The organism is Klebsiella sp. 2019SCSN059 (genome assembly GCF_021739525.1).
GTDB classification, from domain to species: Bacteria; Pseudomonadota; Gammaproteobacteria; order Enterobacterales; family Enterobacteriaceae; genus Klebsiella; species Klebsiella quasipneumoniae.
This window is the reverse complement of the sequence record NZ_JAKKOM010000061.1, coordinates 1-8,789: the sequence shown is the minus strand read 5'-3', so window position 1 is coordinate 8,789 and position 8,789 is coordinate 1. Positions and strand designations below refer to the sequence as shown.

Sequence of the window (8,789 nt, the reverse complement as noted above, 5' to 3'; positions counted from 1 at the left end):
CAACGGTGGCTATCGCAGCAACGTGCCGAAGCAACCCGCGCCAGCGATTCTAAGTAACCGACTTGGGATTAAGTAACAGCCGATCGACCGGCGACCCGCCAGACTCTGAGACGACGGCGGGGAGCCAACCCGGGGCAGCGCCCCAAGACAGCAGAAAACCCGGCCAGAGGCCACCGAGCGCGACGCAGTGCAGACCGCCCGAAGCAGTGCAATAACCCTCAAAATAACTACTTTGGAGCATAGGCCATGCCGACCCAGATTTCGGACGTAATCGTCCCCGAAGAATTCACTAAATACCTGGTGCAGAACACCATGGTAGCCAGCGCCCTATTCCAGAGCGGCGTTCTGGCAAACAACGACGTGGTACTGGCACAGCTTGCCGCCGGTGCTGACATGTTCAATGTCCCTTATTGGAATGACCTGTCAGACGACGAGGCGGACATTGTCAACGACAACCCGTCCGACATCGCCGCAGCCGGTACGCTGAACGCGGTAAAACAGGCCGTGCGTAAGTCCTTCCTGCATAAGGGATGGTCGACCATGAACCTCGCCAGCGAACTGTCTGGTAGCGACGCCATGGCGCGAGTACGCGAACGTGCTACCGCATACTGGACACGCCAGGGCCAGAAACGCCTGATCTCTATGCTGATGGGTATCAAGGCGCACAACATCGCCAACGACGGCGGCGACATGATTCACGACGCCAGCACTGAAACCATCGGCGCTACTCAGGTTATCGACGCAGCCGGTACGCTGGGCGACGCTATGGGTGCTTTCCGCGCTATCGCGATGCATTCCGACCTGTACAAGTCCCTGCTCAAGCAAGACCTGATCGAGTACATCCGCGACTCCGACGGCTCGCTGGTGATGACCACTTACCGCGGCCTGGCCGTGACCGTCGATGACGGACTGGTGCCGGACAGCAACGGCGTCTACACCTCCGTGCTGTTTGCTGCCGGTGCTATTGGCTACGGCAGTGCAGAGCCGCGCATCGCCGCAGGCACTGAGATCGAGAACCTGCCGGGCGCTGGTAACGGTGGCGGCCAGCAGATCCTGCACACCCGCGTTAATATGGCATTTGCCCCGCTGGGCTATGGCTGGACTGAGGCGAGCGTTGCGAAGGAATCCCCTTCCATCGCAGAGCTGGCGATCGCCGAAAACTGGAAGCGTACCGCCGCAGAGCGTAAGCAAGTCCCGATCGCGTTCCTGCTGACCAAGGGCGAAGCCGCAGCGGAATAACCCGCAACGACGACAGACCCCGCCACTGCGCGGGGTTTTTTGTGCCTGCAATCCACCCCCAGCCCGCCAGAATCCAGCCTCAGCGCCTAAATATCAGAAAATTTCTTCGGTAACTTAGAGGCCGCCAACCCGCGCCACAACTGAGATTTAGCCGATCAATGCCTATCAACTCGATCGACAAAACCTATTAAGGCCATTGAATAGACTATTAGCCCGATGTAATATCCTCACACGAAAATAGATACGAGGTAGCTATGAAATTCAGAGAAGTGAGGGCGGGCGATTTGAAAGTGGGCGATAAGGTTTTGAGCCGTGGGCCGCAGGTGGTGGCAAGGATCGAGGGGTGTTTTTTCGATAAGCGCGAGATACTGATGACGTTTGAGAGCGGGCTTGCTGGCGTATGGGATAAGCGGGATTTTGTGACGCTGATCGTCACTGAGTAACGAGACGCTCCGGGGAAGGCTGCAACCTAACCCCGGAGCTGCATTAAGACTAATCCGAAGGGGAGGATAATCAAAATGTCTGCAACGAGAATATTAGCGGTGTGCCTGGCACTAGTCCAGGGCGAAAAGGTAAGGATCCCGGCAATGACCGCGGGCGAGCTGGGCGAATTGCTGAACTGCGTGGCAATGCTGAAAGGGGAGATCATGGGATGAGCATTTTAAAAGAGATAGCAGCAAAGGCGGCGGCACTGCGCGGCGACCTGAGGGACGTTAAGAGCAGCAAGGGCACGCGCACCATGACGCCGGTGTATGACGACAACCACGTTAGTGCGCTGGCAAAGTCCATCCGCCAGAACGCGCCGGAGTGGCTGCAATTGTGGTTCGAGATATCGATCGAGACTGGCGGGCGAACCGCGGACATTGCGGGCCTTCGATTTTCCGACCTGAGCGCATCCGGTGAACTGCGCTATGTGGTGGCTAAACAGTCAAAAGCAGCCATGAGCCGCGCCACACGCAAGGGCGTGGAGCTGGTACGAGAGCAGCGCAAGGCAGCAGCCAAATCAGCGGGCCAGTGGGAGCTGTACGCGCAGACCGACGCCGCCACAGCTGACGAACTGGCGGAGACGTTGACCGATGCAGAGGAGGCGATGGTACTGGAACAGGTGAGCCGGGCGCAGGTGAAGATCGACAGCAAACAGCTTTCCCCGGGACTCTGCAAGCGTATTGCCGCGTATCGTGCCCGCACCATTGGCGCAGACGATGACAGCGCGCTGATGTTCCCCGCTGCCGCTACCGGCAGCAACCGCGCCGCCGGTGTGTGGCATAAGCCAGTGACACGCCAGACCATATGGCGACTGATTAAGCCGTTCATGCTGGCGATCGAGAAGGCTGGCGATGGTCTTATGCGCCTCAGTGCCTACAGCACGCGCAAAATAGCCGCGTTCCGGTGGATGAAAGCCGGTGATAAGCAGCAGCCGGGGAGCGGGATCACGCTGGTAATGGAGATGTTAGGCCATAGCAGCCTGGCTATGAGTAAGAAGTATTTAGGTCTTGATAAGCTGGCGGCGAGACTGCAAAGAGGGGTAGCCCTGGGAACGCTGTAAGGACGTCGCGCAACGTAGAAAACAGCGCTCCCGGGCCTTGCTGGGTTGACAGACGAGGTAGCCGTGGAAATTCCAGCGGGGGTGATGTTATCAACCGGAGTTCCTCAGATGGAAGGGGAGGATTTCACTCGCCTCAAATATTTTCCCCGGGGTATGTCACAGACGCCTCAAACGGTCACTTAGGCGCGCTGTGAACGCTGGTAAGGGGATTGCATGGGGTGAGGTGAGAAAATCGCGCAGAGAGGCGCTGAGGCCGCGAGGAGCCTGGGAAGATCTGGATCGTAAGAAGTGGATCGAGTAATATCAACGAGCTATCAAGGCGGGAACGCTGAGAGGCTATCTGGATGGTTCACCGAACCGCAGATAAAACAAAGGCCGTATATCGTGTGACTCCGGCAAGATGATCACGATATACAGCCCCAACGAAAACCTGAACACTTGTAATTATCGCCAATTGGTGCGCGAATCGCAACGAAAATAGCCTTTTCATTGCATTAACCGCAACAATCGCGAGAACCACAGCGAGCCGTGAGGCCGCGCAGGTACTCAGAGCGAATATTACGACATAGGAATATCCCTTTCAAGTTTTCATGTGGGGCCAGCGCCTTTTTCTACAACGAAAAACGGAGCACCAGACATGAGTCACCAATACGAAGACCTGCCGCAGTACGGCGACGACGAAACCGACTACGCCGCGCTCGAAGAGTACAGAAGCAACGTAGTGCAGATGCCGCAGCCGGGCGCGCCAGCAATGACGCCGGAGCAGATCGAGGCCGCACTTGATGCCATGCCGGACGGTCGTTCGCGCGTTTCATTTTCACAGCCCACACCGGCGCACAAGCGGCCAGAGCATGGCGCGAATGCCTCAGAGCTGCGCAGGGAAGTGGAATCCCGAAAGTATGATCCCGACGTTGCAGAAAGGAACAAGCGTCACTTAGACGCCATTATGGGCCTTGATGCGCCAGAGTGCGCCACGCCAGCAGATGCCAATATCGACTACATGCGCAAAAACTTTGTGTTAGTGGGCGGGCGCCTGGTCTTGAGCCTTGTCGATCCCACGTTCGCAATGAAGATTGACGATGCGGCCAACCACTTTACCAGCATCACGACCGACGGAATGCCGGGGCTTGAGCACACTAAGCGCGGGGCGGATGGCGTCGAAAAGAGGGCGTTTGCCGTCTGGCTGGCTAAGCCCAAGAAGGAAAATATTGTCCAGCAAATGACCTTTTCCCCCGGCAAGCCGAAGATGTTCTATCACGAGAAGTACGGGCGAGTATTCAACCGCTACACGCCGCTATCGTGGGACTTCTCCGCAGTTGAGGACGTGACCTGGTTTATCGATCACCTGAATAACCTTTGGGGCCGGAAGGCGCGATTGTTCCTCGAGTGGCTGGCGTATGGCATCCAGAAGCCCGAGGCCACGATGGAGCTGGCATTTCTGCACATCAACGAGACGCGAGGATCTGGACGCTCAAAGGCATTCGAGATCATTCGTAAGGTTTACGGCCGGTACGCAGCGCCGCGCCTCAATCTGGCTGAAATGCTGGAAACGAAGCACAACACGGAAGTGGACGGAAATATTTTCTTCGCCTTTGATGAGATTCTGATCGAGGGCGTCAAGCGCCGCAAGCTGGCGGAGGCTGTTAAAGAGTTCATCGACAACGGCACGAAGCAGGTTAACCCGAAGGGACTGGCGAAATATGAGGTGGTGGTGAATAGCCGGGTGTTATTGGCCTCCAACTACATCAACGGCCTACCTATTGAGAAGGGCGACCGGCGGATAGTGGTTCACATTGGCAACCTTCCACGCCTGGACATTGCCACCGCTCAAAGGCTGATCGCCGCAGCAGAGCGTAAGAGCTTCATCAACTCATTTGCAAAGTTCCTGATGGAGTATGACGTGAGCAACTTCAATCCCGGCCTCGTTGACGTCGACGACGAAGACCACGCCCGCGTTGTGGGTGCCACAATGTCACCAGAAGACAAGATGATAGCGGAGATCATCAACTCAGGCGTGTCTATCCTGACCTCTGACATGCTCACCCAGCTTGCCAAAAACTACGGCTTGCGCGGTATGCCTAAGGACACGTTAAGCGCCATGAAGGACGCCGGGAAGGTGACGGCGCAGCGCCTGAGAGTCGACGGAAAGCAGACCCGGTGCTGGGTGTTCCGCGACCATGAACGATGGAGAAGCGCAGATGGCCGCGAAGTCACAGCGCAAGTGGTAAGCGACCGCGGATTAATCGACATCTAACAGACCAGTGAAACAGTAACTTAGGGCCGCTCTTCGGGGCGGCTTTTGCTTTTTGTGCTCTTAAATACATAGATCCTGTGTAGCTATTGCGAGGCCGTAATATGGATGTTAAAAACGTGACTCACACACAGCACGACACACAAAAAACGATGAAACAAGTTAGGGCGAAGAACCTACGGAAAGGCGACAGAGTAAGGGTAAGCGGATTGCCCACACTGAGGGGCGTCACCAGAGTCGCGATCGACGGCGAGCTGGTCGAGGTATGGGTAGCTGGCCGGGAGGTGCCGGTGTACGTCGGGAGAGAGGCCATGATCGAATGCTCCCCCGCAACCTGGGCGAGGGTAACCAAGCCGACGGGTGCAGGAAAACCTGCAACCCACCACGACAGGCCAGCCGCAGAGCTGGCTTTTTTGTGTCCATTTTCCAACTAAGCGACCGAAAGCACCAACGGTCATGACCGGATCGCCGGAAACCCAATATAGTCCCCCCCCACTATATTCAGTGGGTGAAAATAATACAGTCATCATACCACTGGTTAAAATACATGCTAAAACGAGACACTGAGACAGATGCTGTCTTACCTTCTGTCTCGCCTGTAGGCCGCGCCAGCTCTGGGCTGGGAGCAAACGAGACACTAAGACACTTGTTTTTAAAATTCCTATATATTTATTTTTTTATTATTTTTTCCAAAAGATTCATAAAAATAGTGTCTTACTGTCTCACAGGGTAGGTAAACCCAGGCGTGGCGAGGCCTGTAGCTGAGACAGTACATTTTTTAATCTGTCTCAAAAATAGGGGGGAAAAACAGGCTCAGCCCAGACGTGGCGCGGCTCTCAGCCCGAGACACTAGATTTTTATCATCTGTCTCGCTCCTGTCTCGCTCTGTCTCACCCCTGTCTCGATGCTGGCGAAGTGGTGAGGAAGGGGAGGATAAGACCGACCGCCGCCTATCGCGCGCGCACGCGAGGCGTATATTTCAGCGCGTTACTATCACTGCGCGTTATTACACCTGCAGATCCCCGGCCAGCGTCACAGGAAAACCCGCTTTGCAGGGTGGCGGTCTGGCCCCGTCACTCCACCTACCCGGCCAGAAGTCGCCGATTAGCCCGCCATGCCCTACCGGGCATCAACACACAGCCGCCGCAGCCAGCCCACAGGAGCCGATCTCCACTTCGGTGCGGTAGTTATGCCGCAGGCATGGAAGGCGGCGCACAGGAGCGTACAGAGAGCCTGAGGGGCATCACCGCCGGGAAACAGCAGGGCATCACAGAGAGCAGGCCACCCCCTTCACTGGAGACGTGTTTTTAACATCGCGGGCACGATCGCCCGGGCGACTCAGCGGGTCGGTGTCGGAGATGCCGATCGTGAGGGAGATTCTTTTGATTGAGGCCCACTCCCTGGTTATGGTTCCCGGCGCAGATGAGGAGCTTAGGACATGGCGAAGCCTGAGAGCGTAAAGCGCATGGCGCGATTAAAGCGCCAGAAGGAGCGAGAGGGCGCGAAGGACAGGCGCACGAAATACAACGACGACCGGCCCCGGGAGTTGCTCGCCTACGTCATTTCGTGGTGCGAGATGGCCGGGCAGGTCAAGACCAAGCGTCTTGGGTGGCGCAATGACTACCGGAAACACGTCGGACTGTCCACGTCAACAATCACCAAGTGGCGCAGGACTCACCCGGCCTTTGCCCGGGCAGAGCTGGAGGCATACCACGTATACCGAACGTGGCTGTGCGACCTGGCGGCCGAGGGCGACGAGCGGTTAACGCTGGGCAAGCCGGACAGGCTCTACCAAAACAGGCAGATAATCATTGACCAACAGATCACCATCCCGGTGCTCAAGTACGGCTACAGCTACGGGGCGCTGAGATACACGGCGACGCTAGACCCGCGTGATCTGGTCGATAACTCGCAGTATGTGACGATTAAAAACAGATCGGGGGATCGGTAACTTTGGCAAAGAGGACTTATTCGGCATCCATCGACGAAAGGTACTGGCCGGCGATTGATCGCCTGTCCGCACAGCTGGGCTGTGTGCGCTCAAGCATCATGCGGATGATTGCCCGGGGCGAGCTACTGGTGAGTGTGAACCCTGACTATGTGCGGACGGCGGAGGACGAATACAGCGAAAAGATGGCGGCAAGGCTTAATGATCCGGTGCGCAAGCAGGGCACTATCAGAAAAATGATTGTTGACGCTGGACTAAACCCGCCATTGGGGCTTGTCGGTGACGAAGAGATGGCGATCGAGATGGCCTCTCAGGCCGCCGTCATAGCTGAACGAAACAAACCAGAGGTGAAGCATGAACCGGAGAACAGGCCGCAAACCAGTGCTGAGAAGGCGGAGTTTATTCGCCTGGATGCTCAATTCGGGGCGGGAGGCTGGCTATCAGGGAAACCAGGCGGCAAGTACAGCGCCGATCTCGATGACGCCATCCGGTTCATTGTCGGGCGATACGTCGAACTGTCCAGACGTGGGCGAGTCGGATTCATGCCGGTTATTGCTGGCGAGCTGAATGACATGGCGATGCCCTCCTTTGGTGGGGCGAAGTGGCGGCCCGTCGATGTCTCCTGGATGGTGACAAAACTCCGGGACGCCGGATACATCAACTAATCAGGCCACGCTTTCGCAGGCGAACCCGTGTATTCATGATCGTGCGGTGCGTCCATTCCACGCCAGACGGTGACAGCATGCCGCGCCGGTTGAGTTCGTCCGCGATAGCCTGATCGAGTCCCTCTGAACCCTCCGCTGCGTTGCACAAATCAATGATTACCTGCTGCGCCGGTGATATTCCGCCCCGTGGAGCCTGCTGGCGCTTCTTAGGGGCGTTATTTGGCCCTTTAGTGGGTCTACCTCCCCAAATCTTTTTCGGCGGCTCCTGAGGCGTTACAGGGGCATTGTGACCGCCGGTCAGAACTTTAAGCATCGCCTCGATCCTGTCCAGCTGGTCATGCTTTCCAGAATCCAGCCGCATGCGTGCCGCGCCAGCAAGCCATGATGTAAATGATTCATCGCCCCTGATGGCGTCTACCTCTGCGCACAGAGCATCCGGGAAGTTGAGGTGTTTTAACATTGTAGGTACTCCGCAGCTATATTCCTTGGTTCAAATATAGTAACAGCATAGCTATCGGGCATCAAAAATGGGTAGCTATGACATAGGTGATTACCCCGGCTGAATCTTACGGGAGAGAAGAACGATTGACATAATTGGCCCACTATCCACCGCGACCCTGAGGGCATCCGAGATGAGCGACCACGACAACCACGAAGACCACGAAGACCACGGCGAAGAGCAGAACCCGGGACTGGTGAAGAAGAACCGCCAGCTACTGAGTGAAGCAAAGCAGAGCCGTGCGCGTGCTGATGAGCTACAGGCTCAACTTGATGCGGCCAATAGCGAGCTGACAGCCATTAAGCTGACCAATCCGGTTAACGACATGCTGTCTGACCTGGTGCATCCGGCACTTAGTGAGTCTGCCAGACTGGCTACCGTGGGCGAGTTCATCGACTTTGCCCTGCGCGATGATGGATCGATCGGCGTCTTCAAAAAGGACGGTTCCGAGGCTGGCGTGGAATTCAGCGTCACAGAGCTGCGCGAATACCTGAGCAAAGTGTCAGGCGGGCGTCTCGACTCCCTACTGCTCGCTCCTGAGTCTCGCGGTACTGGCATGCACGGCAACGGTGGCTATCGCAGCAACGTGCCGAAGCAACCCGCGCCAGCGATTCTAAGTAACCGACTTGGGATTAAGTAAC

Annotated in this window: 9 protein-coding genes; 8 read left to right on the top strand and 1 reads right to left on the bottom strand. The window is 56.7% G+C overall.

Annotated features, from left to right (window positions below):
- The first annotated feature begins 246 nt into the window (after positions 1–246).
- The 7 genes from L2I46_RS28120 to L2I46_RS28090 all read left to right on the top strand — a co-directional run bounded on the left by L2I46_RS28120 (position 247) and on the right by L2I46_RS28090 (position 7,649).
- Positions 247–1,239 carry a major capsid protein gene (locus L2I46_RS28120; RefSeq protein WP_071001063.1) on the top strand — a complete coding sequence of 331 codons (993 nt, stop codon included), beginning with the start codon at positions 247–249 and terminating at the stop codon, positions 1,237–1,239.
- 254 nt (positions 1,240–1,493) lie between these two features.
- Positions 1,494–1,682, top strand: coding sequence for a hypothetical protein (locus L2I46_RS28115; RefSeq protein WP_040214330.1), 189 nt, complete (start codon positions 1,494–1,496; stop codon positions 1,680–1,682).
- Positions 1,683–1,757: 75 nt separating this feature from the next.
- Entirely contained in the window at positions 1,758–1,895 is a 138-nt protein-coding gene (locus L2I46_RS28110; RefSeq protein ID WP_159185468.1) for a hypothetical protein, read from the top strand.
- Positions 1,892–2,785: a tyrosine-type recombinase/integrase gene (locus L2I46_RS28105; RefSeq protein WP_065800296.1), complete on the top strand. Its 894-nt coding sequence runs from the start codon at positions 1,892–1,894 to the stop codon at positions 2,783–2,785. The genes L2I46_RS28110 and L2I46_RS28105 overlap by 4 nt, the downstream gene beginning before the upstream one ends.
- A 637-nt stretch (positions 2,786–3,422) precedes the next feature.
- Positions 3,423–5,039, top strand: a complete 1,617-nt coding sequence (locus L2I46_RS28100) for a primase-helicase family protein (RefSeq protein WP_071001061.1) — start codon at positions 3,423–3,425, stop codon at positions 5,037–5,039.
- A gap of 1,435 nt (positions 5,040–6,474) precedes the next feature.
- Positions 6,475–6,987 carry a hypothetical protein gene (locus L2I46_RS28095; RefSeq protein ID WP_065800301.1) on the top strand — a complete coding sequence of 171 codons (513 nt, stop codon included), beginning with the start codon at positions 6,475–6,477 and terminating at the stop codon, positions 6,985–6,987.
- A gap of 2 nt (positions 6,988–6,989) precedes the next feature.
- A complete protein-coding gene (locus L2I46_RS28090; protein WP_130941381.1) occupies positions 6,990–7,649 on the top strand; it encodes a hypothetical protein in 660 nt (219 codons plus the stop codon).
- On the opposite strand, the gene L2I46_RS28085 is transcribed toward L2I46_RS28090, so the two are convergent.
- On the bottom strand, positions 7,642–8,109 hold the full coding sequence (locus tag L2I46_RS28085) for a hypothetical protein (protein ID WP_064186317.1): 468 nt from the start codon (positions 8,107–8,109) through the stop codon (positions 7,642–7,644). The genes L2I46_RS28090 and L2I46_RS28085 overlap by 8 nt on opposite strands.
- Positions 8,110–8,281: 172 nt before the next feature.
- On the opposite strand from L2I46_RS28085, the gene L2I46_RS28080 reads away from it, so the two are divergent.
- A complete protein-coding gene (locus tag L2I46_RS28080) occupies positions 8,282–8,788 on the top strand; it encodes a hypothetical protein (protein ID WP_064186318.1) in 507 nt (168 codons plus the stop codon).
- Position 8,789 lies beyond the last annotated feature (1 nt).